We start from the raw sequence: 25838 nt of genomic DNA, 5'->3' as shown, positions 1-25838 counted from the left end.
ACGCCGAGTCCCTCGGCGGCGACCGACACCAGGGGCGGCACCCACCTCTTCGCCTACGCACTCGCCGGCGGGCAGGGCCTCGCCCTCGCCCTGGCGACGCCCCGGCGCGACGCGGGGGACCACACCGTGGCCGGGATCGCCGTCGTCCTGCTCTCCCTGCTCACCGCGCCGCACCAGGGCGCCGACGCCGCGGGACGCTCGGCGGCGCTCGTCCGCCTGCTGCTCGGCGCGTCCCCGCAGGACGTGGCCCCGCTGCTGGACGACGGCGACTCCTGGACCGTGGTCCACGCCCGCCGCACCGACGGCACCCCGGCCGACCCGCTGAACGCCGGCGCCCTCGGGGCGGCCCTGGGCTCCGCACTGTCCGACACGGACCGCAGGACCGTGCGGGTGCTGCTCCCCGGCCACCACGAGATCCCCCCGCAGCCCGGCTGGACCCTCGGCGTCTCGGAGCCGGGCCCTGTCGCCTCGCTGCCCGGCGCCGACGCGCAGGCGTCCCGCGCCCTGGGCCACGCGGAGGCCACCCGAAGCCCGCTGAGCACGCACCGCCCCGGCGCCGGATTCGCCGGCCTCCTCCCCCGCGAGGAGGCCGAGGCGCACGCCCGCGCGCTCCTGGCCCCCCTCGCCGACCCCCTGCCGGAGACCCTGCGCTGCTGGCTGAGCCTCCACGGCAGCTGGGACCGTACGGCGGTGGCGCTGAAGGTCCACCGCAACACGGTCCGCCAGCGCATCGCCCGCTGCGCGGCGCTGCTGGACGTCGACCTGGACGACATGGACGTACGGACGGAGCTGTGGTTCGCGCTGCGCTCGTCCCGCTGAAGACTGCCCGCGCTCCTCCCACTGAAGGCTGCCCCGCTCCCCCCCTGCCGCGACGGGCGGAATGTATCCGCCGTGTATGCCCGCCTCCTTGAATCCCCGTGTCACCCGACGACAAGGGGAGAACCATGCACAGGAATCTTCGCCGCACCCTGACCACCCTCGGCGCGGTCGCGGCCGTCATGGTCACCGGTCCGGTCGCTGTCGCCGCGCCGATCGTGGACGCCTCGGAGGCCGCCGTGGCCGCCCGGCCCGCCTTCAAGATGCCCTTCGAGTGCAACCAGACGTGGACCGGCAGCAACTGGTCGGGGCACAGTCCCGCGCACTCCATCGACTGGAACCACTACGACGCCAACGGCAGCCCGGACGACCTGGGCCGCCGGGTCTTCGCCAGCGCGGGCGGCACGGTCCTGGACTCGTACTACTCGACGGGCGCCGGGTACGGGAACACGATAGTCATCGGTCACGGAGGCGGCTGGCAGACGCGGTACGCCCATCTGAAGACGCGTTCGGTCCAGGCGGGCGACCATGTGAACGTGGGCCAGAAGATCGGCGAGGTCGGCGCCACGTCCGCCCTCTACGACCTCTCCCCCCACCTCCACTACGAGCAGAAGCTGAACGGGTCCGTCGTCGTGGCCGTCGTCCAGGGTGTGACGTGGAACGACTACCTCAAGCGCACCCAGAAGAGCAACAACAGATGCTGACGCTCCCCCAGGTCCCGGGGGCGGGTGCGACGGCGGTCGCACCCGCCCCCGTCTTCCCGCCTCCCGCGCCGCGCCGCTCCGGGCCGCACCGCGCCGTCCTGCTCCGGGCTCAGCGCATCGAGCGGAGTTTGGCGTCCACGAGACCCGCCTCGTCGGGTACGTCCAGCCGGTGCCAGGTCGCCAGGGAGCGGCGGAAGTAGTGCCGCGCGGTCTGCTTGCGGCCGGTGGCGTCGTGCAACTCGCCCAGCAGGCAGGCCACCCGGGCCTCGGCGCGGCGGTCCCCGAGCTGCTGCTGCACGGCGAGCGCCCCGATCAGCAGCGCCGAGGCCTCACCGGATTCGCCCTGGCGCAGGCAGAGTTCCGCGATGCTCTGCTGCACGTAGGCCGCGCAGTGCAGGTCGGCCAGTTCGTCGAAGATGCCGAGCGCACACTCCAGTTCGCCGCGTGCCGCCCGGGGTTCGCCCCGCAGCTCGTGCAGGACGGCGACCCTGCGGCGCACCTGCGCCTCGCGGTGCCGGTCCCCGACGGCGCGGGACAGCTCCAGGGCTCCGCGCAGCCAGCCGGCCGCGGTCTCCGGGTCCTTGCGCTCCAGCCAGACCGAGGCGATCGCGTTGCGTGCCACCGCCTCGCCGTGCCGGTCGCCCGCCGCCGCGAAGTCCCCGAGCGCGTCGGTGAACGTCCTGAGCGCGGTGTCGAGGTCACCGACGACCCGGTGCACCGAGCCGGAGCCCACCGCGGCCACCGCCTCCCCCGTCGGGTGCCCCAGCCCGGCGAAGAGCACACGGGCCCGGTCGAAGGACGTGAGCGCGTCCGCGTACCGGTCCTGGTAGAGATGGAGCTGGCCGAGGTTCCTCAGCAGGGCCGCAGCCCGGACGTCGTCGTGCCGCGGCATGGCGTCGAGCACGAGCCGGTGGGTCCGCAGCCAGTCCCCGTAGTAGCCGCGCATGTCGAAGAAGCCGGCCAGTTCGATCGCGAGGTCGGCCGCCCGGTCGGTGCGCCCCAGCCGGACGGCGGCGTCGACGGCGGCGACGAGGTTGCGGTGCTCGCTCTCGAACCAGTCCACGGGCCGGGCGCGCACCGTGGGGGCGACACCGCGCGCCGGTCCGTCCGGCAGGCCCCGCTCGTCGGGTGCGCCCAGCACACCGAGGAAGCGGGTGGGCATGGCGGCGTTGGCGGACCGGGCGAGGGCGGTGAGAGCGTCGATGACCCGGAGGCGGCGTCGCAGGCGGGTCTCCTGGTTCTCCGTCAGGGCCAGTTCCCGGGCGTAGGAACGCAGCAGGTCGTGCATGCGGTAGCGGTTCAGGCCGAGATCGTCCCTGCCCACGACCTCGACCAGGTGTTCGTCGAGCAGCGTCTCCAGGCCACCGGCCGCCTCGCCCTCACCTCCCGTCGCGACGGCCACGAGCCAGCCCGGGACGGCGTCGTCGGGCAGGTCGCCGAACGTGCGGAAGGCGTGGGCGGCGGGTTCGGGCAGGTGGCGGTAGCTGAGTTCGGCGCTGGCGCGCACCTCCAGTTCACCGGAGCGCACCGCGCCCAGGCGCCCGCGCTCGTCGCGCAGCGAGTCGGCCAGCGTGCCGACACTCCACCCCGGCCGGTTCACCAGCCGTGCGGCCGCGATCCGTACCGCCAGCGGCAGCGATCCGCACTCGGCCAGGACGCGGTCGGCGTCGGCCCCCTCCCGGCGCAACCGTTCCGCCCCGACGATGGCCCCGAACAGGGCGCGGGCGTCGTCGTGCCGCATCAGCCCGAGCGGGCAGGCGTGCGCCGGCAGTCCGGGCATCCGGCGCCGCGAGCTGACCAGCACCGCCGAGCCGCCGGTGCCCGGGAGAAGGGGGCTCACCTGGGCGCTGCCCAGGGCGTCGTCGAGCACGACGAGGAAGCGCCGCTGCGCCAGGCGGGAACGGAACATCGCGGCGCGTTCGCCCTGCTCTGCGGGGATCGCGCTGTCGATGACCCCGAGGCCGCGCAGCATCTCCGCCAGGACGTCCGCCGGCTCACGGGGGCACTCGCTCGTCCCGGCCAGGTCGACGAAGAGCTGGCCGTCGGGAAAGGCGCCACGCACCCGGTGGGCGACATGCACGGCCAGCGTGGACTTCCCGGCACCGGGCGGTCCCGACACCGCCGCGACCACGGGCTGCCGTCCGGCGGTGGACAACAGCGCCTCCAGGTCGGCGACCTCGACGGCGCGCCCGGTGAAGTCGGGGATGTCCATCGGCAGTTGGCTGACGGGGACGGGCACCACCGAACGGCGCCGGCCGGCGTAGCCGTTGACCTCGGCGCCGATGGCCCGCAGGGACGCGCTCGGCTCGATCCCGAGCTCGGCGGCGATCACCCGCTCCGCCTCGGCGTACGCGGACCGCGCCTCGGCGCCGCGGCCCGCGTCGTGCAACGCGTGCACGAGCATCCGCCACAGGTCCTCCCGCAGAGGGCTCTCCGTCAGCCGCGACCGCAGCCCAGAGACCAGGTGGGCGTAGTCCCCGAGCCGGAGCCGCAGCTCCAGGCACTCGTCGGCCGCGACGGACCGCAGCCCGTCCATGCGCGTGATGGCCGGGTCCCACACCACGCTGGAGGGGACGTCCTGGAGCACCCCGCCACGCCACAGCCCGAGGGCCGTCTCGTAGCCCCGCAGCGCGGCGGCGTCCTCGCCGCGGTCGCGGTCGGCACGGGCCGCCGCGAGCCGCTGCTCGAAGAGCGGCATGTCCACCTCGCCGGGCGCGACGTCCAGGGAGTATCCGGAGGGCTCGGTACGCAGCCCGTCCACCGCCGCGGGCGGCAGCAGTCTCCGTAACGTCCGCACGTAGGTACGCACGTTGGCGACGGCCGACCGGGGGGCGCCACCCGGCCAGAGGACCTCCGTCAGCAGGTCCAGCGAGACGAAGCCGTTCGGCTGGAGGAGCAGGGTGGCCAGTACGGCCCGGGGCTTGGCCCCGCCGATCCGCACCGGGACACCGTGCGCCTTCACCTGGAGCGGCCCCAGGACTCCGAATGTCGGCTCCCCCACAGCGCGCCTCCGTGAACCTCGGCAACTGCGGTGCAGCGTAACGATGTTCGAAGGCCGTCGACACGAATTCCGGGTGACGACTCCCACCCGATCCGGCCCCGCGCCCGGTCGGCGACTTCACCGCGGCGCTGCCACCGACCACCTCGGTCACCGACCGGCGCGCCCTTGCCCGTCCGAGTGCGCCACCAGGCCGCCGCTCATGCTCCAGCGACCTTCCGGTTGCGGTCACCCCCCTGAAGGTTCGTCCTGCGGCTGGGACGACCGGTCGGACACGTGCCGTGCGATGCCGACCGGACCGGCCTGGCATCCGCACGGACCGGCGACCTGATCATCTATTAGAATGACGCCACGCACGTGGGCACGTTCCTCGGAGGCGAACCATATGGTCCACGTTCCGTGGCCCGGACAAGCGACTGCACCGGCCTGGTCCATGGCCGTCCTCGGTGTGGTCCGGCCCGGAGTCTGAGCGGATGCCTCACTCACTGACGCCCCGTGACAAGGGGAACCTCCCCGCGCTCAGCGCACAACCACTCATTCGTCTCGACGCCTACGTGGCGGAGGACGGGTCGACGGTCGTCAACGGCCACCTGCTGGCGATGGGCGGCACCCGCCCGCCCAACGAGGCGATACTCGACGCCGTGGCCATGTTCGCCCGCGCCCTGGGGACTCCGGTGGCGGCGACCGTCATCGACCGCAGCGTACGGCAGGTGGCGCGGCTTCGAGTCTTTCCCGACGGCTCCAGCCGGACCATCGCCGAGGAAGAGGACCTGCCGCCCGGGCGTGAGCGAACCACCGCCGAGGAGAAGGCGTTTCCTCCGCTCGCCCGTGTCGAGCGGATCATCCAGCACGCGCAGCGTGAGGAACTGCACGCCGCGTTCGTCCTCGCCGGCGCACTGCGGGAGCATCTGACGCTGCGCCGCGGCGCGGAGGACGAACTGTCGCTGGAGGCCAGGGCGATCGAGGCGTACATCGCCTATCGCCGCGGCGACTACACGACCTCCACCGGCCTCGCGCTGACCGTCGCGCGCATCCGCTGCGGCAGCGATCTGCACCGGGCGGCGCCCGAGGTGGCCCGTGCCACCGCGGCGTGGCAGCGGCTCCGTGACGAAGCTCAGGTGGCGACCAGGGGACGGGAACTGCTGCACATGTGGGAGAGGCTGTCCGCGGAGGGCTTGCTGCGGGAACCGTCCCACCACGCCATGGCCCAGACCGTGCGGAGCCGGATCGAACGGGGCAGCCCGTACGCGGAAACCCCGCCCCCCGCCCCAGTAGCAGCCCTGCCTGCGGCTCAGGTCCAGGTCGCCCCCGAGGACACCCCGCTCGCGCCCACTCGAAGGGGAATACGGCGCTTCACCAGGCTGATGGGCCGATCAGACGGTTGAACCCGGACCACGCGTGAACGTCTGCGGAGGGACCGCCTCGGCGCCCCTCCCCGACTTCAGGAGCGGAAGCCGATGACGCCGTATCCCGGTCGCGCTTGCGCATGTCGCATCCAGTCGAGGCACTGCATAACGGCCTCCACGACCTCGGGTTCCAGTGTCGGGGCCTGTCCCGACCCGTCCACTGCGCGCTTGGCGGACTCGAACTGCCGCAGCGCCTCGGTGATCGCATCGGGCGTCCACTCCCCGCAGCCCGGCGTGTAGGCATAGGGCAGGGGAGGGGGCGGAGCGCCGTGGCTGAACACGTCCACGGACACAGCGGTGACACCCAGAGCCTGCATGCCCTGATCGACGACCGACAGCCAGTCGCCCTTGTGCGGAGTGAAGCAGTCGTTGGGCAGGAACGAACCGCTGAGCTCGCACAGCCGCCTGTAGGCGTAGCCGTACTGGAAGGCGTGGTTTCGGTCCTCGCTGAAGGGTCCGCCGTAGATGACCGCGCGCAGTGCCTCGTCCGCCGTGGGGGCGCCCTTCTCCATCTCGTGACGGTGGTAGTCGTCGTCGCGAACCAGGTCGTCCCCGAATCCACCGCGTACCGCCGTCAGGAAGTCGTCGTCGCGGGAGCCGATCAGGGCGTGCGTAGCGGCCACGTCGAGCAGGTAGACACTCAGGGAAGAACTCATGAGACCACGCTAAGCGATGCACCGGATCGTCCTGTGAGGTGTGCACCGTCCGTGCGGAGAAATGGGGAGGACGCCCCGGTAGGAGTCTGCTAGACATACGAAGTCCCAGCTGCACGCCAGAATTTGGATGTCATGCCCCGCGCCGTCACCCTCATCCGCTCCACCGCCCTGTCCGACGTGGCCGAGTACGCCTACGCCGCCACCGCACCCGCCGACGCACGGCTGATCTTCCTCGCCGGGGCGTGCCCGCTGAACGAGGACGGGTCCACGGCTGCCGTCGGTGACTACGCCGGCCAGGCGGCGCAGGCCCTCGAGAACATGAAGACCGCGCTCGCAGCGGCGGGCGCCGGCCTGGAGGATGTCATCAGCACACGTGTACTGGTGGCCTCCACCCGGCAGGAGGACCTGGTGACCGCCTGGGAGGTGGTCCGGAATGCCTTCGGCGAGCACGACGTCCCGAGCACGTTGCTCGGCGTCACCGTGCTCGGATACGCCGACCAGCTCGTGGAGATCGAAGGCGTCGCCGCCGTACTCGACTCCTGAGCACCCAGCAGCTCAGCCCTCCCCTGTGAGCCTGAGGCGGAGAGCCCTCAGTGCCGTCCGTTGCCGGGTGGCCGGGTGCTCGGCGAAGGCCCCGCCCGGTCCGTCGCACAAGGGATCGACCCGCTCCCGGGCCGCGACCGGCTCCCGCACGCTCACCGGCGACCCGGCCGGCAGCACGCCGCCCCACCTGGATCCCACCACCGGATGGCGCCTCGACGTGCGGTCCGGCTCAGCCGGTCTTCTTCCGGTCGAACCACATCGTCGCCACCGTCGGCACGATGCCGGCCCAGAACAACACGAGCGGAACCGTGCGTTGGGTCCAGGGGATCTGGGTGAGCAACAGCGCACAGAGCATGACTCACGCCGCCTGGCCCAGGACGGTGCGGGGCCAGGTAAGGCGCCGGACGAGTGAGCGCAGGTCGACCCGAATGCCGGCGCGCAGGCGGCCGTATCGCAGCAGGGCGCCCAGGACCCGGACGGCGGTCATGGGGGCGAGGCCCCAGAGCCCGCTGACCGAGCACCATCGGCAGCTCCCGCTGGGTCTCCCCGTCCGTCGCGAACAGGTCGATGCCCGTAGCGGCAAGGACGCAGAGCAGGGCCAGCCGGCGAACGCCGCTCGGCCGAGCCCCAGGAAGGCCGCTCCACCACCGGTCGTCGGCGGGGCGGGCCGTCCGGCACCGGTGGCGGTCACGTGATGTGGCGCGGGTCACCGGAACCGCTCTGCCCCGCCGGAGAGGTAGGTGGTGTGAGGTGTGACGAACAGGGAGATCGGGAGCGCATGCGGGCACGGATCAGGGCGGGCGACCGCGAGGTGTTCGCCGCGCTCTACGAGGAGTACGCGCGGGCGGTGTACAACCACGCCTACCGGCTGACGGGCAACTGGTCGACGGCCGAGGAGGTGTTGTCCGAGACCTTCCTGGCGGCCTGGCGCACCCGTCACGCCGTCGAACCGGAGGGCGATTCGCTGCGGCCGTGGCTGCTCGGGATCGCCACGAACAAGGCGCGGAACGCGAACCGCGGCGTCGGCCGGCGCCTGGCCTTCCTGGCCCGCCGCCCCGCCCCGGAACCGGTGGCGGACATCGCGGACGCCACGGCAGGGCGCGTCGACGACGCACGGCGGCTCGCCGCGGTCCAGCGGGCACTGGGCGGGCTCCGCCGCCAGGAACGTGAGGTGCTGGTCCTCTGCGTCTGGTCCGGGCTTGACTACGCCGAGACCGCCGAGGCCCTCGGCATCCCGGTGGGCACCGTGCGGTCGCGGCTGTCCCGCGCCCGTGCCCGGCTGCGCCGGCTCACCGACGCGGAGCTCGACCGGGCGCCGGGCGGGTCCGCGCGGGAGGCACGATCCGGAGCAGCGGTCCCCTCAGACCCGGAACCCCGCCCCGGCCGCGGAGAGGTAGGGAGCAGGGCCCCGTTCGTGGCCCTGCCCATCCAGGAGGAAGCCCGATGAACGACCGTACCTCCGGCCCCGAGCAGGCCGAACGCGAGGAACTGGACCGGCTGTTGCCGGCCCCGGCCGAACGGGACCTGCCCCCGGGCCGCCATCTCCACCACAAGGACACCCTGATGCGTCTGATCGACCAGGGCGGCGACCACGCCACCCCACGCCCCCGTCTCCTGAGCCCTGCCGTCCTGCTGCCCGCCGCCGGACTGGCCCTGGGCGGGGTGCTGCTGACCACGCTCGCCGTGACCGGCCAGGACAGCCCCCCGTCGCCGTCCGCCGCGGGCACCGGCTCCCACGCACCGGCCCCGGGCGGCGCGGCCGTACTGCTCGACCGGATCGCGTCGGTCGCCGGGAAGAGCGACGAACAGACGGTCACCGGCGACCAGTTCGTGTACGTCAGGACGCTGCAGGCCGGGAACGAGGGCGAATTCGGTGGTCCGGCGAAGCTGGGCAAGCCCCACGAGCGTGAGGTCTGGATGGCGCAGAAGGCGGGGCCGGTGATCGATGTCGGCCTGATCCACGAGGAGGGCTCGTACGTCCCGATCACCGTCGGGGTACCGGACGGCGAGACCCCCGTCGGCTACCCGGCGGGCCTCGACCGGCCGACGTACACGTGGCTGGCCTCACTGCCCACCGACCCCGACGTGCTGCTCCGGCGGCTCACCACCGAGATCACCCGGGACCAGGACGCACGCGACACCCCGGCCGAGGACCGGAACCAGGCCCAGGACGCCTTCGACACCATGGGCGAGCTGCTGCGGGAGACGGTGATGCCACCGAAGACCGCGGCCGCTCTCTACAAGGCGGCGGCGAGGATCCCCGGCGTGACCGTGGACTCCGACGCGGTGGACGCGGCCGGCCGGCACGGGATCGGCGTGGCCCGCGACGACACCCGGGCGGGCTGGCGCACCGCCTGGATCTTCGACCCGACCACCCTGGAGTACCTGGGCGAGCGCACCTACCTCGTCCGGGACACCACCATGGGCAGGAAGGGCACCCTGCTCAGCAAGTCGGCGGTCCTGGAGCGCGGGGTCGTCGACGCCCTCCGCGAGAGGCCTTCGGCCGGGAAGCCGTCGACGACCTGATCCCGGCGGGGCCTGCCGGGGCGTGACCACACCGCCCCGGCACCGGCCGATCTCCGCACGACGCACGACGCACGACGCACGCCCCGTCACGCCCGGTCGCGGGCGGGATTCAGCCGGAGTGCCGAGACGAGGAAGAACGCGCCTCCGGGGAAGGCGTAGCCCGCGAGGTTCACCAGCGTGGGATCGCCGCTGCCGGCCTGTGTGATCAACGACGTGCCGGCGAGTACGGAGATGGCGCCGCTGATGATCATCGGCCACTGGCCGCCCAGCGCCCGGCGAACGGCACCCGCGACGAGCTGGACGAGCCCGGAGGCGACGGCCCAGGCTCACCGGCAGCCAGTCTGCCCCGGCGAGGCCCCTGGACGGGTGTCAGCGCGCCGCGAGGCCCGCCAGCAGCTCGGCGGCGGGCTTCGGGTGCACGAGCCAGCGCAGGTGACTCCCCTCGAGTGTCCGGACGTCGAAGGGATTGTCCGGTGTGAGCGCGTCGGCTTCGCGGATCATGCGGTCCTGCACGGCGGGCGGAACGCTGGCATCGGAGGCCAGCCGCACATAGGTCCTGGGAATCCGGCCCCAGGTCGCGGCCTGTGCCCGGTCGGCTGACGTACCGGCGTCGAGGTTCTCGTCGGGCTGGAAGGTGTTCAGGAAGGTTCGGAACTCGTCATCGGTGAGGTCGGCGGCGAACGCCTGCCTGAACGCGGCGAGCGCCACCGGGTCGGCGGTGCGGAAATTGACCCGCAGGAGGCCCAGTTCGGCCGGGTTGCCGACGAGCGCGGGCGCCAAGGCGCCCGGGTCGACGTCCGCCATCTCCGGCTCGGCGTAGTAGTCGGCCACGTCCAGATCGACGGGGCACCAGGCGGAGACGTAGACGATCCGGTCGACCAGCTCGGGCCGGGCGTTGGCGACGGCGGTGATGGTGATGCCGCCCCTGCTGTGGGCGACGAGGACGGTGGGGCCGTTCCGCTTGGCCCGCTCGAGGGCTTCGATCACGCGGGCGACGTTGTCCGTGAGCGTGACTCCCTTGATGCCCCCCGGTTCGACGGAAAGGGCGTCCAGGTCCTGAGGGGTCTGGTAGGCCGAGGGGAAAGTCGCCTCGAACCCGTGCCCGGGAAGGTCGACCGCCACCGAGCGGTGGCCCAGCAGGGCCAGTTCGGCTTGCAGCGGTGCGAAGGAGAACGAATTCGCGAAGGCACCGTGGACGAGGACGAAGGTCGGCAGATTCTGCATGCCTCAGCCTCCGGTAAAGCGATCTTCAGGGCAATACCCGAACCAGGATCACCGCCGCCTCACCCAGGATCACCGCCGCCTCACCCACCCGAAATGTCGCTCTTTCCAGCATGCGCAACCCGGGGTTGACCATTCCCTCCCTCGCACCTAGGTTTCTCGCAACCCGCTGGTACATCGATTAACCACCCCGGTTCAACGTCCTGGTTGGAGACATCCCGCTGTGCGCTCACCCCTGAGTCGGCGCGGTTTCCTTGCCGCTGGTTCCGGCCTCGCCGCCGCTACCGCGCTGCCCGCAATGTCCGGCTGTTCCACGCTCGCCTCGGCCGATTCCGACCCCGGCACCCTCGTCGTCCACACCCAACTCGGCACCACCGCGCCGGGTTCCCTCACGTACACCGCCGCCGTGAAGGCGTTCGAGAAGGAGAACCCGGGGCTCCGGGTCAAGAACCTCGTCAACGGCGACGACCTCCCCCAGGTGTACGAGACCTCCCGACTGGCCCGTAAGGAGCCGGACGTGGTCATGGTCAACCTGTACGACAAGACGCTGGCCTGGACCGACGTCGGCGCCACCGTCGATGTGAAGGGCTACCTCGACGACTGGGGCCTCCGCGAGCGCGTCCTGCCCGCGGCCCTCACCGAGTGGACCGACGGCAAGGGCAGGCTCCGCGCCTTCCCGTACTTCGCCACCAACTGGCCCGTCGCCTTCAACACCCACCTGCTGGAACGGGCGGGAGTCGAGGGGATACCCACCACCGGGGACCAGCTCATCGGCGCCGCGCGGAAGCTGCGGGCCAAGGGCATCGCGCCCGTCACCGTCGGCGGCAACGACTGGACGGGGCAGAAGCTGCTGGCCCAGATCATCCAGACCTTCCTCACCCGCGAGGAGGCCCGGAAGGTCTACACGACCGGCGACTTCAGCGGCAGCCGGGGCGCCCGCGAGGGCATCGACTACTTCGTGGACCTCCGCGACGCCGGTGTCTTCGCCGACAAGGCGCAGGGGCTGACCTCCGACACGATGACCACGCAGTACAACACGGAGGCGGCGGCCATCCAGTCCGCGATGTCCTCCGCCCTGGCCAAGGTCCCCGCGAAGGCGGCCGGGCACACGGAGCTCGGCGGCTGGCCGCTCGCGCCGGGCGCAGCCCACGAGAAGCCGACGATCCTGCGCTCGTACACCCTCATCGGCTTCTGGATCAGCCCCAACGGCGTCAAGAAGCTGTCCTCCGTCGAGAAGTTCCTCCGTTTCATGTACCGCCCCGACGTGGTGTCCCGCTTCATCACCGAGAGCGGCCGTGACATGGCGCTCGTGACCGACACGGTCAGCAAGGACTTCCCCCTGGTGGCGGACGCCCAGCGGCTCGGCGGTGACGTCGGTCAGGTCCTCCTGCCCGACCTCTACGTCCCCCCGACCGCGACCCAGCCGCTGATCACCGCGACCAGCACCGCCTTCACCCGGGGGACGAGCGCCGCCGCCGTGCGCTCCGCCCTGGAATCCGCCTACCGCACGGCCTGATCCGCGCGCCCGAGCCTCTGCGAGTCCTCCCATGACGATGCTCTCGTCCGCCCCGGGCGGCGCCTCGGTCCGCGCCCCGGCCGGTCCCGCACCCTCCGCCACCACCACGAAGCGCCGCACGCAGGGCGGGACCGTCCTCGCCCTGCCCGCGCTGGCCTGGTACCTGATCTTCATGGTCGGCCCGCTGGTCGCCATCTTCGTGATCGCCGCGCTGCACTGGCCCGGCATGCTCCAGCCGGTCTCCTTCGCCGGCGCCGCCAACGTCCGTGCCGTCCTGGACGACCCGGTCTTCTGGGACGCGGTGAGCAACACCGCCGTCCAGCTCGCCGTGGCCCTGCCCCTGATGATCGCCGGCGCGTACATGCTCGGCTACTACGTCGCGCAGAAGCCGCCGGGCCACCGTGTCCTGCGGTATCTGCTCTTCATCCCCGGGCTGATCTCCACCCCGGCCAAGGCCATGGTGTTCTACGCGGTCCTCTCCCCGGACGGGCTCCTCAACGGCGCGCTGGACAAGGTGGGACTCGGCTCGATGACCGACGCCTGGCTCGCCTCGCCCTCCACCGCGCTCGCCTCCCTCATCGTCCTCGACGTGTGGAGCGGCATCGGGTTCACCGCCGTCCTGTTCGCCGCCCGTCTCGGCAGCGTGCCGGACGAGATCGGCGAGGCGGCCCAGCTCGACGGCGCGGGGCACTGGCGCGCCATGTGGCGCATCCACTTCCCCGTCATCCGGGACTTCGTCGGCGTCGTGACGATGCTGCAGTTCCTCTGGACACTCTTCGGCTCCGCGCAGAACGTGCTGCTGCTGACCCAGGGCGGCCCGGGATCGTCCTCGACGACGCTGTCCTTCCTCGTCTACCAGAAGGCGTTCATCGCGGCCGACCTCGGCTACAGCCAGACGGTCGGCGTGGTCCTCTTCCTGGTCGGTCTGGCCGGGCTGCTGACCATCCGCCGTGTCTTCCGCCAGAACTACTGATCGGAGCAGGTCCCATGAAGTTCGGAAGGTCCTGGCTGCCGGCGCACATCTTCGCCTGGCTGTACATGGTGCTGCTGGTCGTCCCCCTCTACTACCTGCTGGTCTCGGCGTTCAAGACCAACGACCAGATCTTCGGGAGCCCGTTCTCCCTCCCCACCTCGCTCTCCACCGCCAACTTCACCGAGTCGTTCACCTCGGCGCGTCTCGGGCCGGCGATCCTCAACTCGATGCTCGTGACGGCCCTCGCGCTGGTCCTCACCCTGGCCCTCGCGATACCGGCGGCCTTCGCCATCGCCCGTACGGAAGGACGGCTCGGGGCCCTGGTCGAGCGGGTGTTCTCCCTCGGCTTCCTGGTCCCCACGTTCGCCGCGCTCTTCCCGACGTTCCTGCTGGCGGCGGCCACCGGGCTGTTCCACACCCGCGCCTTCATGGTGCTGTTCCTGCCGGCCACGGCGATGCCGCTCTCCGTCGTCATCCTGGTGCAGTTCATGCGGACCATCCCCCGCGAGATGGAGGAGGCGGCGCGCATGGACGGCGCGTCGACCTTCGCCGTCCTGCGGCACGTCTACACACCGATGTGCATGCCGGGGATCGCGACGATCCTGCTGCTGAACTTCCTGACCTTCTGGAACGAGTACCTCTACTCGCTCGTCATCATCGGCCCCGACCCCGACCTGCGGACCGTGCAGGTCGCCCTGCCCACGCTCAAGTCCCTGACGGGCACGGACTACGGCATTCTTACGGCGGGCACGGTGCTGACCCTGGTCCCGGTCTGGGTGGTCTACACCGTGCTCCAGAAGCGGATGCAGCAGGCCCTCGTCAGCGGAGCGGTGAAGATGTGAACCAGCCTCAGGAAGTGCGTAGCGCCGCACGCCCCACCATCAAGGCCGTGGCCGCCGCCGCGGGGGTCTCGACCGCCGCGGTCTCCCAGGCCGTCAACGGCACCGGCCGGATCTCGGAGGCCACCCGCCGCCGGATCCTGGACGCGGCGAACGAGCTGGGCTGGTCCCCCAGCGCCTCCGCGACCGCGCTGCGCCGGGCCCGTACGCGGACGATCGCCCTCGTCGTCCGGCGGCCCACCGATGTGCTCGGCTCCGACCCGCACTTCAGTGAGCTGATCACCGGTCTGGAGGGCGAGCTCGCCCCGCGCGGCTACGGTCTGCTCCTCCACCTGGTCGCCGACATGGCCCAGGAGAGCGCGCTGTACGAGCGTCTCGTCGCCGAGGGCCGGATAGACGGCGCCGTGCTGACGGACGCCCGCGCCGACGACCCGCGCCCGGAGCTGCTGCGGGGCCTCGGGCTGCCCGCCGTGCTGCTGGGCGCCCCCGACGCCGGATCGCCCGTACCCCGGGTGGGGCTCGGGCACCAGGGCGCGGGCGTGAAGGAGGCGGTCGCCCATCTGCTGGAGCTCGGCCACCGGCGCGTCGCCTACGTCGCGGGCCCGTCCGAACTGCTTCACACCCGGCTGCGCCTGAGCGCGTTCGAGGAGGCGTTTGCGGAGTCGGGGCTGGGCCCCGTCGCCGTACGGCACAGCGACTTCACCGAGCAGGCCGCCGTCGAGGTCACCGAGGAGCTGCTCGCGCTGCCCGACCGTCCGACGGCGCTCGTGTTCCCCAACGACTCCATGGCCGTCTGCGGGATCGGTACGGCGCAGCGCGCCGGGCTCCACGTCCCCGGCGACCTGTCGGTGGTGGGCTACGACAACCTCTCGCTCGGCCGCTGGGTCCACCCCCGGCTCACCACCGTCGACCAGCAGGTGCAGCGCGTCGGCGCCGCCGCGGCCCGCACCCTGCTCGCCGGGTGCGGGGAGGACGTCCCGACGCCGGTGCTCGACGGCAGACCCCGTCTGGTCGTACGGGAGTCGACCGGCCCGCTGACACCCCCGACCTGAACCGCCGCACCACCCGGCACCACCCGCACATCGAAGAGGACCCCGACACCCCATGCGACGCCACAGCGCCCAGCTCACCCACGACTCCGCCGTCCTCCCGTGGCTCGGCGCCAACTTCTGGTCCCGCACCGGCGGTCCGCTGATGTGGCGGAACTACTCGCCGAAGACGGTGCGGGAGGAGCTGGCGGTGCTCCGGGAGCACGGTCTGAACATGACCCGCTCGTTCTTCTACTGGCCGGACTTCCACCCGGAGCCGGGGCGGATCGACGAGGAACTCTGCGACCGCTTCCGCGACTTCCTGGACGCGCACGACGAGGCGGGGATGGGCACCGTACCCACCTTCATCGTCGGCCACATGTCCGGCGAGAACTGGGACCCGGCCTGGCGCGGTGACCGGGATCTGTACGAGGACGTGTGGCTGGTCGGCCGCCAGGCGTGGTTCGTGTCGCAGATGACCCGCCGCTTCAAGGACCACCCGGCGGTCACGGGCTGGCTGATCACCAACGAGATGCCCGGCTACGGCCGGATCTACCAGGTCGACCCGCCCTCCAGTGATGTCGTCACCGCCTGGGCCCAGTTCATGTGCGACGCCGTGCGCGCGGCGGGCGGCACCCAGCCGGTGTCGCTCGGCGACGGTGCCTGGGGCATCGAGGTGACGGGCCGCGACAACGGCTTCTCGCTGCGGGAGACCGCCGAGTACGTCGACTTCGTCGGCCCGCATGTCTACCGCTCCGACACGGACCGGCCGCGCCAGCACTACCGGGCCGCCTTCGAGTGCGAGCTCGCCTCCGTCACGGGGCAGCCGGTCGTCCTGGAGGAGTTCGGGCTGTCGACGGACACGGTCTCGGCCGCCAACGCCGGGATCTTCTACCGGCAGACCCTGCACAACTCGCTGCTGGGCGGGGCGACCGGCTGGATGGCGTGGAACAACACGGACTACGACGACCTGTGGGAGCAGTCCCCGTACGACCACCACCCCTTCGAGATGCACTTCGGGATCACCGACAGCGCCGGACGCCCGAAGGAGCCGCTGCGCGAACTGGCGGCCTTCGCGAAGGTCCTGGAGCAGGTCGACTTTCCGCGCTGCCGTCGCACCGACGCCGACGCCGCCCTCGTCGTCCCCGCCTTCCTGGAGCGCGGCTACCCGTACAGCCGGCCGGCCGACCGCCCGCTGATCTTCACCTCGCTGCACCAGGGGTACGTGGCGGCGCGCGGGGCGGATCTGCCGGTGGGCTTCGCCCGGGAGGCGGACGGGCTGCCGGACGACGCCTCGCTGTACCTGCTGCCGTCGACCCGCCAGCTGACGACCCGCACCCGCCGCGCGCTGGAGCGCAGGGCGAAGGAGGGGGCCACGGTCTACCTGTCCTTCTGCTCGGGCGAGTACCCGACGACCCGGGGCCCCTGGTTCCACGACCTCGACGGGCTGTTCGGGGTGGAACTCCAGCTCTCCTACGGCGTCGCCGAGCCGATCGAGGACGACGTCCTGGAGATGACGTTCGCCGAGGACTTCGGCTCGATAGCCGCCGGGGAGGTGCTGACCTTCCCGGTCGCGGGCAACGAGGACAGCCGCGCCTATCTGCCGGTCGTCCCGGACGGGGCCCGGGTCGTGGCCACCGACGCGCACGGCCGCCCGGCGCTGCTGCGGTACGGGACGGGTGCGGGGCGCACCGTCCTGGCCACGTACCCGCTGGAGCACATGGCCGCCCGGACGGCCCGCGCCAACCCGGAGCAGACCCACCGGCTGTACGCGGCGCTCGCCGAACTCGCCGGTGCGACGCGGCCGGTGACGGTGGACACCCCCTACGTCAGCGCCGACACGCTGGTCCGCGAGGACGGCACGCGCTTCGTGTGGCTGGTGAGCCAGTCCGGTGAGGAGCTGACCGTGTCCCCGTCGGTGGACGGGGAGCTGCGCGAGCCGGCCGGCGGCGGCCCGGTGCGGGACGTGACCCTGGCCCCGTACGGGGTGCGCGTCCTCGAACTGCGCTGACCGACCGCCCTTCCTGACCTCCTGAGGTGATCCGCCCATGTCCGAGCCGCTGTTCCGCGACCCCATGCTGCCCGTCGCCGACCGGGTCCGCGATCTGCTGGCGCGGATGACGCTCACCGACAAGGTGGGCCAGGTCAACCAGCGGATGTACGGATGGGACGCGTACGAGCGCACCCCGTCGGGCCATCGCCTGACGGACGCGTTCCGGGCGGAGGTGGCGTCGTACGACGGGATGGGCGCGCTGTACGGACTGCAGCGCGCCGACCCGTGGTCCGGGGTGACGGCGGAGACGGGCATCGGCGCCGAGGACGGGGCGCGGGTCTCCGACGCCGTGCAGCGGCACGTCGTCGAGAACACCCGGCTCGGCATCCCGGTCCTGCTGGTCGAGGAGATGCCGCACGGGCTGCAGGCCCTGGACGGGACCCTGCTGCCGGTGAACCTCGCGGTCGGCGCCACCTGGAATCCGGAGCTGTACGAGGAGGCGGCGGCTCTCGCCGCCGCCGAGCTCCGGGCCCGTGGCGGCCATGTCGCGCTGGTCTCCGCGCTCGACCTGGCGCGGGATCCGCGCTGGGGCCGCGCGGAGGAGTGCTTCGGCGAGGACCCGTATCTGGCGGCGCGCTTCACCGAGGCGCTGGTGCGCGGGGTGCAGGGACCGCCCGGGCCGCGCATCGGGCCGGACCGTGCGGCCGTCGTGCTCAAGCACTTCGCGGGGCAGGGCGCCACGGTCGGCGGGCGCAACAGCGCGGCCACCGAGCTGGGCACAAGGGAACTGCACGAGATCCACCTCGTGGCGGCACGGGCGGGTGTACGGGCGGGAGCTGCGGGCCTGATGGCCGCGTACAACGAGTTCGACGGCCTCCCGTGCGCGGGGAGCAGCCACCTGCTGACGGAGATCCTCCGGGAGCGGTGGGGGTTCGAGGGTCTCGTGATGGCCGACGGGCTCGCGGTCGACCGGTTGGTGCGGATGGCGGGCGATCCGGTGGCGGCCGGTGCGATGGCGCTCCGGGCCGGGACCGACCTGAGCCTGTGGGACGCGTGCTTCCCACGGCTGGCCGAGGCTGTCGGGAGCGGGCTGGTCGGGGAGGACACGCTCGACGCGGCGGTGGGAAGGGTGCTGGCGCTGAAGTTCCGCCTCGGCCTCTTCGAGCAGCCGTACACCGTCGCGCGACCCCCGGCTCCGGGGCGCCTGGAGCGGCTGAGCGAGCGCATCGCCCGCGAGTCCGTCACCCTCCTCGCGCACGACGGCGCGACCCTGCCGCTCGCCGGCCGCCCGGCCGGGACCGTCGCGGTCATCGGGCCGAACGCCGACTCCGTGCCGCAGCAGATCGGCGACTACACCGCGCCCCAGCGGCCGGGCACGGGCAGCAGCGTGCTCGCCGGAATCCGGGCGGCGGCGCCCGAGGGCACCGGCGTCACGTACGCCCGGGGGTGCGGCCTGGTGGGCGGTGATCTGTCGGGCCTGCCGGAGGCGGTGGCGCTCGCCGCCGACTCCGATGTGGCGGTGCTGGTCCTCGGCGGGTCGAGCGCCCGTGAGTCGGACACCCGCTTCGACGCCAACGGGGCGGCCGTCGTGGCCTCCGGCAATCCGGTGGAGATGACCTGTGGCGAGGGCGTCGACCTCGCCGAAATCGGTCTGCCCGAGGGACAGTCGGCGCTGCTCGACGCGGTCGCCGCGACCGGGACCCCGGTGGTCGTGGTGGTGGTCCAGGGCCGCCCGCACGCCCTGCCCGACCTCTCCGGCACGGCCGGGGCGGTGCTCAGCGCCTGGTATCCGGGCCCGTGGGGTGGAAGGGCGGTCGCGGACGTCCTGTTCGGGTCGGCCGAGCCCCAGGGGCGGCTGCCCGTCTCCGTCCCCCGCTCGGCGGCCCAGCTGCCGGTGTTCTACAACGGCAAGGACCACGGCTACCGGGGTTACGTCGACCAGCCGGCCACGGCACGGCACCCGTTCGGCCACGGGCTGTCCCTCACGACGGTGGAGTACGGCGTGCCCCGGCTCTCCTCCCGGTCCGTGGCGGCGGACCGGTTCGGCGGGGCGACACCTCTGAGCTGCACCGTGCGCGTCTCCAACACGGGGGCCCGGCCGGTGCGGGAGACCGTCCAGCTCTACGTGCGCCGGGTGCTCGGCGGGACGTCGTGGCCCCGTGTGCGCGAACTGCGGGGCTTCGCCCGGATCACCCTCGCGCCCGGCGAGAGCACCGAGGTCGCCTTCCTCATCGGTGCGGGAACCCTGGCCTCGTTCACGCACGCCCGTGAATGGGCCGTGGAACCGGGGGAGTTCGCGATCGGGACGGGGCCGTCGTCGGAGCGCACCCGGGAGGCCCGGTTCACGGTGACGGTGGGTCGGGACGGCCGGCCCGCAGACCGTCGATGACGATGGCGAGCATGCGTTCGCCGCGTTCCTGCCAGTCGGGTCCGTCCGCCTTCCACAGGAACGAGACGAGCAGCAGGACTTCGTCCGCGTCCGCATCGGGGCGCACCCGGCCCGCCTCCTTGCATGCGGTCAGCAGCCGGTCCAGCGCGTCGATGACCGGCGCGTAGTACTCGCTCCCCAGATCGGCCCGGGTAGCGGCCTCGACGGCCAGGGACGCGCCGTGCTTGATCCTGCCGTACGCGGCCAGCCGGTCGAACCAGAGCCGGAGCGCGTCCAGCGGATCGTGCTCCGTGAGCAGGGCCGGCGCGGCATCGACGAGGGCCTCGACGTCCTCGCGGTAGACGGCGACGAGCAGCGCCTCGCGGTTCTGGAAGTGCCGGTACATGGTGCCCTGCCCGATGCCGGCCGCCTTCGCGATCGACTGGAGGGTCGCGTCGGGGGCGTCGGTGAACACCGTGCGCGCGGTGTCGATGATGCGCGCGCGGTTGTCCTGCGCGTCCGACCGCGTGGCGCGCCGCCGGGGCCCGGCCGTTCCTCCTCCCCCTTCTCCGTCCTGCGGCTGCGTCATCCGCTCTCTCCGTTCCCTGGGCCTCGCCGTCGATTGCCTATACGGACACGTGTCCGCTAACGTGGAATCCGTAATGGACACATGTCCGCTTAGCAGTCTAGAGCGTCTGGAACGGAGATTCGGCATGTCCGGAATCAAGGGCAAGGTCGTGGCGATCACCGGAGCGAGCAGCGGGATCGGCGCCGCCACCGCGCGCCTGCTGGCGGAGGGCGGGGCGAAGCTCGTGCTCGGCGCACGCCGCGAGCAGCGCCTCGAGATCCTGGCCGAAGAGCTGCGGGAGAGCGGGGGCGAGGTCGCGTTCACCTCTGTCGACGTCAGCCGGCGCGAGGGACCGGAACGCCTGGTGGCGCTCGCCCGCAGCCACTTCGGCAGGCTGGACGTCCTCGTGGGCAACGCAGGCACCGGCCCGGTCTCGCCGCTCGACGACCTGCGGGTGGACGACTGGGACGCGATGATCGACGTGAACGTCAAGGGGCTGCTGCACGGCATCGCGGCCGCACTCCCCGTCTTCCGGAGCCAGGAAGGTGGCCAGTTCGTGCACACCGTGTCGACCGCCGCCTACAGGACGGTGCCCGGCATGGCCGTCTACTCGGCATCCAAGGCCGCCGCCCGCATCCTCACCGAAGGTCTGCGGCAGGAGGCCGGTCCCTCGATCCGGGTCTCCATGGTCTCACCCGGATTCGTGGCCACCGACTTCGCCGATTCGGTCCCGGACCCGGACCTGCGCGCGCGGCTGAACGAGTCCAAGGACCACATGGCCATCCCGGCCACGGCGATCGCCCGGGCCATCCGCTTCGCCATCGAGCAGCCCGACGACGTCGACGTCAACGAGATCGTCGTCCGGCCCACGGCCCAGGCCTGACCCGGCGCTTCAGCCGTTCACACCCCCCTCTTCACCAGTCCCGGGGAGCGATGAGCTCCTCGACGTCCGCCTCCGTGAATCCGTACGCCGCGGCGACGGCCCAGAAGTCCTCGGCGATCTCCTCGCGGGCGGTGGTCTCGATCTCGCTCCCCGCAGCCTCGAAGGCGGCCTCCAGGGCGTTGAACTCCTCGGTCGCGGCGTGCGTCAGCACATACAGCGCGGCCAGGTCCGCCGGCCGTTCGGCCTCGATGCGTTCGCAGAGCCCGACCAGCACGGCCCTCCCCCGGTCGACGAGCCGGTCGGGGAAATACCCGTCCTGGTACAGCTCCCGCAGGAACCCGTACCCCGCCATGCGCTGATTCGCGATCGCCACTGCCCGCCCCGCCCGCTCGGTGTTCCCCCGGCCCACCACCCGCCGGTGAGCCGTCACACCGATGGTGCACCACACCACTGACAGCGGGGGCGCGTCCGCCCGGCGGGCCGGGCGGACGCGGCGCTCACTCCACCGGCACGGACGCCCGGTTCACTGCACCCGCGCGGGCGCCCTCCCCTTGTCCTCGTCGTCCTCGTCGTCCTCGTCACCCGGGATGTGGACGTCGAAGACGTTGATGTTGATCTCGACGACTTCCAGACCGGTCATCGTCTCGACCGCCTCGATCACGCCGTCCCTGATCCGGTCGGCGAGCTTGTGTATCTGGACGCCGTACTCCACCTCGACGTCGACGTCGATCGCGGCCTGGCGCTCTCCCACCTCCACCTTGACGGCGCGCCCCGCCCCGGAGGAGGAGCCGGGCATCCGGCCCGCGACGGCGCCGAAGGCCTTCGACGCGCCCCGTCCCACCGAGTGCACGCCCTCGGTCTCCCGGATGGCGATATCCGCGATCGTGGCCACCACGCCGTCGGCGATGGTGGTCGTGCCGCGTCCGGGCCTCTCCCCGTTCCCGCCTGTCGTTGAACTACCGCCCTTGGTCCCGACATCAGCCATGGCTGCCTCACAGAGGGTCGATGCGACGAGGGGGCTCGCATCCTCGTCGGCTCCTCATTTCACTGTGCGCCCGACCGCCGCGGCCCGCCATCGAGGCGTACGCAGCGCTCCGCGTGCGCACGCTCCGCTACCGGACCCCCCGCACCGGCCCATGGCGGCCCGGCGTGCTCAGCATCACCCTGGACAGCCACCGTGACCGCCGGGTAACTTTTGAACCTGGACTGAGCAAGCGCTTAGCCACCGCGACCGAAGCTGAAGCTGACACCAGGAGGCACCCCGTGCGCCGTACCGTGTACAACGAGGACCACGAGGCGTTCCGGGACACCGTCCGCGCCTTCATCGAGGCCGAGGTCGTCCCCGTCTACGACGAGTGGTTCGCGGCCGGTCAGGCGCCTCGCGACTTCTACTACAAGCTCGCGGAGCTGGGCATCTTCGGCATCGAGGTGCCCGAGGAGTTCGGCGGCGCGGGCATGGAGACCTTCAAGTTCGAAGCGATCCTGTACGAGGAGACCACCCGCGCGGGCATCTCCTTCGGCGGCTCCGGCGTGCACGTCCTGCTCTGCCTGCCCTACCTCAAGGCGTACGCCACCGAGGAGCAGAAGAAGCGCTGGCTCCCGGACTTCGTCTCCGGCAAGTCCATGTACGCCATAGCCATGACCGAGCCGGGCACCGGTTCGGACCTGGCCGGCATGAAGACCACCGCCAAGCTCTCCGAGGACGGCACGCACTACGTCCTCAACGGCGCCAAGACCTTCATCACCGGTGGCGTCCACGCCGACAAGGTCATCGTCTGCGCCCGCACGGACGCCCCCAAGGCCGACGACCGGCGCCACGGCATCTCGCTCCTGGTGGTCGACACCAAGTCCGAGGGCTACTCGGTCGGCCGCAAGCTCGACAAGCTGGGCCTGAAGGTCTCCGACACCGCCGAGCTGGCCTTCGTCGACGTCAAGGTGCCCGTCGAGGACCTGCTGGGCGAGGAGAACAAGGGCTTCTCCTACCTCGGCCAGAACCTCCCGCAGGAGCGCCTGGGCATCGCCGTCGGCGCGTACGGCCAGGCCAAGGCCGCCGTCCGCTTCGCCCAGAGCTACGTGCAGGACCGCACCGTCTTCGGCAAGTCCGTCGCGTCCTTCCAGAACACCAAGTTCGAGCTGGCCGCCTGCAAGGCCGAGGTCGACGCGGCCGAGGCCGTCTGCGACCGGGCGATCGAGGCCCTGGACGCCGGCGAGCTCACGCCCGCCGAGGCGGCTTCCGCGAAGCTGTTCTGCACCGAGGTCGCGCACCGCGTGATCGACCGCTGCCTCCAGTTGCACGGCGGCTACGGCTTCATGAACGAGTACCCGATCGCCCGCCTCTACACGGACAACCGGGTCAACCGCATCTACGGCGGCACCAGCGAGGTCATGAAGTCGATCATCGCCAAGTCCATGGGTCTCTGAGAGAGCGGCTACGTTTCTCCTCCATGAGCCAAGCACTTGACTCCCTGCTCGATCTGCTCGACCTGGAGCGGATCGAGCAGGACATCTTCCGGGGCATGAGCCGCTCGGCGGTCGTGCCCCGCGTCTTCGGCGGCCAGGTCGCGGCACAGGCCCTGGTCGCCGCCGGGCGCACGGTCCCCGAGGACCGGGGTGCCCACTCCCTGCACGCGTACTTCCTGCGCCCCGGGGACCCTGGCGCGCCGATCGTCTACAGCGTGGACCGGATCCGCGACGGGCGGTCCTTCACCACCCGCCGGGTCGTCGCCGTCCAGCACGGCAAGCCGATCTTCCACCTCTCGGCGTCGTTCCAGGTGTACGAGGACGGCATGGACCACCAGGCGGTCATGCCCTCGGCCCCGGACCCGGAGACCCTGCCGACGGCGGCGCAGATGCTGCCCCGGTACGCGGACCGCTTCACGGACCCGCGCATGGCCGACCGGCTGCTGGAGGCCCGGGCCGCGGTCGACCTGCGGTACGTGGACGCCCCGCCGTTCGCCACCGCCGGGGAACCGCGCGAGCCGCGCTCCCAGGTCTGGTTCAGGACGCACGGCAAGCTGGCCGACGACCCGCTGCTGCACGTCTGCATGGCGACGTACGTCTCCGACATGACCCTGCTGGACTCGGTGCTGCTCGCACACGGGCGCGGCGGCTGGTCCGTCGGCGACGTGGTGGGCGCGAGCCTGGACCACGCGATGTGGTTCCACCGCCCCTTCCGGGCGGACGAGTGGCTGCTGTACGACCAGGAGTCGCCCTCCGCGTCGGGCGGGCGCGGTCTCGGCCAGGCCAGGATCTGGACGGCCGACGGCAAGCTGGCCATCACGGTCATCCAGGAGGGCCTGGTCCGCGTCCCGAGGGACTGAGGCCGCGCCGTCGGACATACTGCCCGCATGAGTGACGACCGGCCCGGCGGCAGCGAGCCCACGTTCACCGTCGTCGTCGCGGCGGCCGCCAATCTCGGCATCGCCGTGGCGAAGCTGGTGGCGGGGCTGATCAGCGGTTCGAGCGCGATGCTCTCGGAGGCCGCGCACTCGGTCGCCGACACCGTCACCGAGTTCATGCTCCTCACCGCGCTCAAGCGGAGCGAGAAGCCCGCCGACGAGGACCATCCGCTGGGATACGGCCCCGAGCGGTACATCTGGGCGATGCTCGCCGCCGTCGCGACCTTCGTCGGCGGCGCGGTGTTCTCGCTGTACGACGGCATCCACACGCTCCTGCGGGGCGAGGAGCTCGGCGATCCGCTCATCTCCTACCTCGTGCTCGCGGTCGCCTTCCTCCTGGAGGGCTTCTCGCTGCGTACCGGGATCCGACAGGTGCGCGGTCAGGCCGCTCGGTTGCGGATGCCGGCGCCGCGCTATCTGCGCCGGACGCCCGACACGGCGGTCAAGGCCGTGGTGATGGAGGACTCGGCCGCCCTGACCGGACTGCTGCTGGCGGCCGGCGGCCTGCTCGGCGGGCAGCTCACCGGCTCCGGGGTCTGGGACGGCGTCGCGTCGGTCCTCATCGGCCTCCTGCTCGTGTACGTGGCATGGGTGCTCGGCAGGTCCAACGCCCAGCTGCTGATCGGCCGGCCGATCCCGGCCGCGATGCGGGCCGGGGTGCGGGAGGAGCTGCTGTCCGTGCCGCACATCGTGGAGGTGGTGGAGCTGACGACCCTGATCCAGGGGCCCTCGGAGCTGCTGGTCGCCGCGAAGATCGATTTCAGGGACGCGTCGACGGCCGCGCAGATCGAGTGGGCGTGCGAGGAGGCGGAGCAGCAGCTGCGCGAGCGCTACCCGTCCATCCAGCGGGTGTACCTGGACCCGACGCCGGGGCGCGCGCAGCGCCTGGCGTCGCGCTCCGGCGGCTGAGGTGCGGGCGGTCGGCTCCGGGGCCACTGTCTGCTACCGGCCGGATCTGGCCAGAGGCGTGTCCGGCAGGGCATTCGGTGACAAAACAGACTGCACCACTCCGGCGTCCAGGCCCGTCCTGCGCCCTCACCCCGGTGATCGACCTCACTGACGGCCACACCGGAGAGCGTCCGACGCGGGACCCGCACGCCGCCCAGCCGTACCCACGGCCGGGCGCTGCGGCAGACCTGACGTCACAGCCCGTCAAATAGTCATCTTTCAGGCGGAACCGAGCGGCCGGCACACCCACATTCCGCAATGTGCCGCTTTATCTTGCATGTCAATTCTTTACGTACCTCACGTGGTGATTCACATGTTCCGGAGGCTCGAATTCCAGCCATGATCAGCAGATTCATTGCATCTGCGGTCAGGAACCGATGTCCTTCCTGAGGTCGCCTCAACCAGCCCTGGCCGCACGCGGGCAGGCGTATCCCCCACCACCGAGGACCTTTTG

The 25838-nt window shown here is 72.0% G+C and carries 24 protein-coding genes and 1 pseudogene; 16 read left to right on the top strand and 9 right to left on the bottom strand.

Going from position 1 to position 25838, the window contains the following annotated elements:
• A partial coding sequence (locus tag B9S57_RS08530; protein WP_181011271.1) for a helix-turn-helix domain-containing protein occupies positions 1 to 819 on the top strand: 819 nt, incomplete at its 5' end.
• A gap of 125 nt (positions 820 to 944) precedes the next feature.
• Entirely contained in the window at positions 945 to 1520 is a 576-nt protein-coding gene (locus B9S57_RS08525) for a M23 family metallopeptidase (protein ID WP_103514926.1), read from the top strand.
• Between the two features lie 109 nt (positions 1521 to 1629).
• Here the strand turns inward: B9S57_RS08525 and B9S57_RS08520 are convergent, their stop codons facing one another.
• Positions 1630 to 4521 (bottom strand): BTAD domain-containing putative transcriptional regulator, encoded by a 2892-nt coding sequence (locus B9S57_RS08520; protein WP_103514925.1) that lies wholly within the window; start codon positions 4519 to 4521, stop codon positions 1630 to 1632.
• A gap of 470 nt (positions 4522 to 4991) precedes the next feature.
• On the opposite strand from B9S57_RS08520, the gene B9S57_RS08515 reads away from it, so the two are divergent.
• Complete coding sequence (locus B9S57_RS08515) at positions 4992 to 5903, top strand: hypothetical protein (RefSeq protein ID WP_103514924.1); 912 nt, start codon at positions 4992 to 4994, stop codon at positions 5901 to 5903.
• A gap of 56 nt (positions 5904 to 5959) precedes the next feature.
• Here the strand turns inward: B9S57_RS08515 and B9S57_RS08510 are convergent, their stop codons facing one another.
• Positions 5960 to 6580 (bottom strand): hypothetical protein, encoded by a 621-nt coding sequence (locus B9S57_RS08510; protein ID WP_103514923.1) that lies wholly within the window; start codon positions 6578 to 6580, stop codon positions 5960 to 5962.
• 132 nt (positions 6581 to 6712) lie between these two features.
• Between B9S57_RS08510 and B9S57_RS08505 the strand changes: the two genes are divergently transcribed.
• Entirely contained in the window at positions 6713 to 7123 is a 411-nt protein-coding gene (locus B9S57_RS08505) for a RidA family protein (RefSeq protein WP_103514922.1), read from the top strand.
• Between the two features lie 229 nt (positions 7124 to 7352).
• On the opposite strand, the gene B9S57_RS35270 is transcribed toward B9S57_RS08505, so the two are convergent.
• Both B9S57_RS35270 and B9S57_RS35265 read right to left on the bottom strand, forming a co-directional pair.
• Positions 7353 to 7478, bottom strand: coding sequence for a hypothetical protein (locus B9S57_RS35270; protein WP_258036290.1), 126 nt, complete (start codon positions 7476 to 7478; stop codon positions 7353 to 7355).
• Between the two features lie 3 nt (positions 7479 to 7481).
• On the bottom strand, positions 7482 to 7610 hold the full coding sequence (locus B9S57_RS35265) for a hypothetical protein (RefSeq protein ID WP_258036288.1): 129 nt from the start codon (positions 7608 to 7610) through the stop codon (positions 7482 to 7484).
• 291 nt (positions 7611 to 7901) lie between these two features.
• On the opposite strand from B9S57_RS35265, the gene B9S57_RS08500 reads away from it, so the two are divergent.
• Positions 7902 to 8570, top strand: a complete 669-nt coding sequence (locus B9S57_RS08500; protein WP_103514921.1) for an RNA polymerase sigma factor — start codon at positions 7902 to 7904, stop codon at positions 8568 to 8570.
• Positions 8567 to 9649, top strand: a complete 1083-nt coding sequence (locus tag B9S57_RS08495) for a CU044_5270 family protein (protein ID WP_103514920.1) — start codon at positions 8567 to 8569, stop codon at positions 9647 to 9649. Before B9S57_RS08500 ends, B9S57_RS08495 begins: the two co-directional genes overlap by 4 nt.
• An 86-nt stretch (positions 9650 to 9735) precedes the next feature.
• Here B9S57_RS08495 and B9S57_RS08490 read toward each other — a convergent pair.
• Positions 9736 to 9975 (bottom strand): annotated as a pseudogene (locus B9S57_RS08490) (hypothetical protein); the annotation flags it as partial.
• Between the two features lie 43 nt (positions 9976 to 10018).
• Entirely contained in the window at positions 10019 to 10873 is an 855-nt protein-coding gene (locus B9S57_RS08485) for an alpha/beta fold hydrolase (protein WP_103514919.1), read from the bottom strand.
• 220 nt (positions 10874 to 11093) lie between these two features.
• Between B9S57_RS08485 and B9S57_RS08480 the strand changes: the two genes are divergently transcribed.
• Genes B9S57_RS08480 through B9S57_RS08455 form a run of 6 tightly spaced genes read left to right on the top strand, consistent with a single transcriptional unit; the run spans position 11094 to position 19608 of the window.
• On the top strand, positions 11094 to 12386 hold the full coding sequence (locus B9S57_RS08480) for an ABC transporter substrate-binding protein (RefSeq protein ID WP_103514918.1): 1293 nt from the start codon (positions 11094 to 11096) through the stop codon (positions 12384 to 12386).
• A 31-nt stretch (positions 12387 to 12417) separates the two neighbouring features.
• Positions 12418 to 13359: a carbohydrate ABC transporter permease gene (locus B9S57_RS08475; RefSeq protein WP_103514917.1), complete on the top strand. Its 942-nt coding sequence runs from the start codon at positions 12418 to 12420 to the stop codon at positions 13357 to 13359.
• A gap of 14 nt (positions 13360 to 13373) precedes the next feature.
• Entirely contained in the window at positions 13374 to 14201 is an 828-nt protein-coding gene (locus B9S57_RS08470; protein WP_103514916.1) for a carbohydrate ABC transporter permease, read from the top strand.
• A gap of 47 nt (positions 14202 to 14248) precedes the next feature.
• Entirely contained in the window at positions 14249 to 15250 is a 1002-nt protein-coding gene (locus B9S57_RS08465) for a LacI family DNA-binding transcriptional regulator (protein WP_258036292.1), read from the top strand.
• Between the two features lie 52 nt (positions 15251 to 15302).
• Positions 15303 to 17237, top strand: coding sequence for a cellulase family glycosylhydrolase (locus B9S57_RS08460; RefSeq protein ID WP_103514914.1), 1935 nt, complete (start codon positions 15303 to 15305; stop codon positions 17235 to 17237).
• Positions 17238 to 17274: 37 nt separating this feature from the next.
• Positions 17275 to 19608 (top strand): glycoside hydrolase family 3 N-terminal domain-containing protein, encoded by a 2334-nt coding sequence (locus B9S57_RS08455; RefSeq protein ID WP_103514913.1) that lies wholly within the window; start codon positions 17275 to 17277, stop codon positions 19606 to 19608.
• On the opposite strand, the gene B9S57_RS08450 is transcribed toward B9S57_RS08455, so the two are convergent.
• Positions 19562 to 20176 (bottom strand): TetR/AcrR family transcriptional regulator, encoded by a 615-nt coding sequence (locus tag B9S57_RS08450; RefSeq protein ID WP_103514912.1) that lies wholly within the window; start codon positions 20174 to 20176, stop codon positions 19562 to 19564. The genes B9S57_RS08455 and B9S57_RS08450 overlap by 47 nt on opposite strands.
• A gap of 124 nt (positions 20177 to 20300) precedes the next feature.
• On the opposite strand from B9S57_RS08450, the gene B9S57_RS08445 reads away from it, so the two are divergent.
• Positions 20301 to 21038, top strand: coding sequence for an SDR family oxidoreductase (locus B9S57_RS08445; protein ID WP_103514911.1), 738 nt, complete (start codon positions 20301 to 20303; stop codon positions 21036 to 21038).
• Between the two features lie 31 nt (positions 21039 to 21069).
• On the opposite strand, the gene B9S57_RS08440 is transcribed toward B9S57_RS08445, so the two are convergent.
• Together B9S57_RS08440 and B9S57_RS08435 are read right to left on the bottom strand one after the other, a co-directional pair.
• Complete coding sequence (locus tag B9S57_RS08440; RefSeq protein ID WP_103514910.1) at positions 21070 to 21411, bottom strand: DUF5713 family protein; 342 nt, start codon at positions 21409 to 21411, stop codon at positions 21070 to 21072.
• Positions 21412 to 21561: 150 nt separating this feature from the next.
• Entirely contained in the window at positions 21562 to 22023 is a 462-nt protein-coding gene (locus B9S57_RS08435) for an Asp23/Gls24 family envelope stress response protein (RefSeq protein WP_103514909.1), read from the bottom strand.
• Positions 22024 to 22301: 278 nt separating this feature from the next.
• Here B9S57_RS08435 and B9S57_RS08430 point away from each other — a divergent pair, with 278 nt between their 5' ends.
• From B9S57_RS08430 to B9S57_RS08420, 3 genes are read left to right on the top strand one after another with little or no spacing between them, the layout of a single operon-like run.
• Positions 22302 to 23459: an acyl-CoA dehydrogenase family protein gene (locus B9S57_RS08430; RefSeq protein ID WP_103514908.1), complete on the top strand. Its 1158-nt coding sequence runs from the start codon at positions 22302 to 22304 to the stop codon at positions 23457 to 23459.
• A 23-nt stretch (positions 23460 to 23482) separates the two neighbouring features.
• Positions 23483 to 24358, top strand: coding sequence for an acyl-CoA thioesterase II (locus B9S57_RS08425; protein WP_103514907.1), 876 nt, complete (start codon positions 23483 to 23485; stop codon positions 24356 to 24358).
• Positions 24359 to 24385: 27 nt separating this feature from the next.
• Positions 24386 to 25345 carry a cation diffusion facilitator family transporter gene (locus B9S57_RS08420; RefSeq protein ID WP_103514906.1) on the top strand — a complete coding sequence of 320 codons (960 nt, stop codon included), beginning with the start codon at positions 24386 to 24388 and terminating at the stop codon, positions 25343 to 25345.
• Positions 25346 to 25838 lie beyond the last annotated feature (493 nt).

The organism is Streptomyces sp. SM10, assembly GCF_002910915.1.
In the GTDB taxonomy this organism is placed as follows: Bacteria; Actinomycetota; Actinomycetes; order Streptomycetales; family Streptomycetaceae; genus Streptomyces.
The sequence above is the reverse complement of the archived record's forward strand: the minus strand, read 5'-3'. Positions and strand labels throughout refer to the sequence as shown.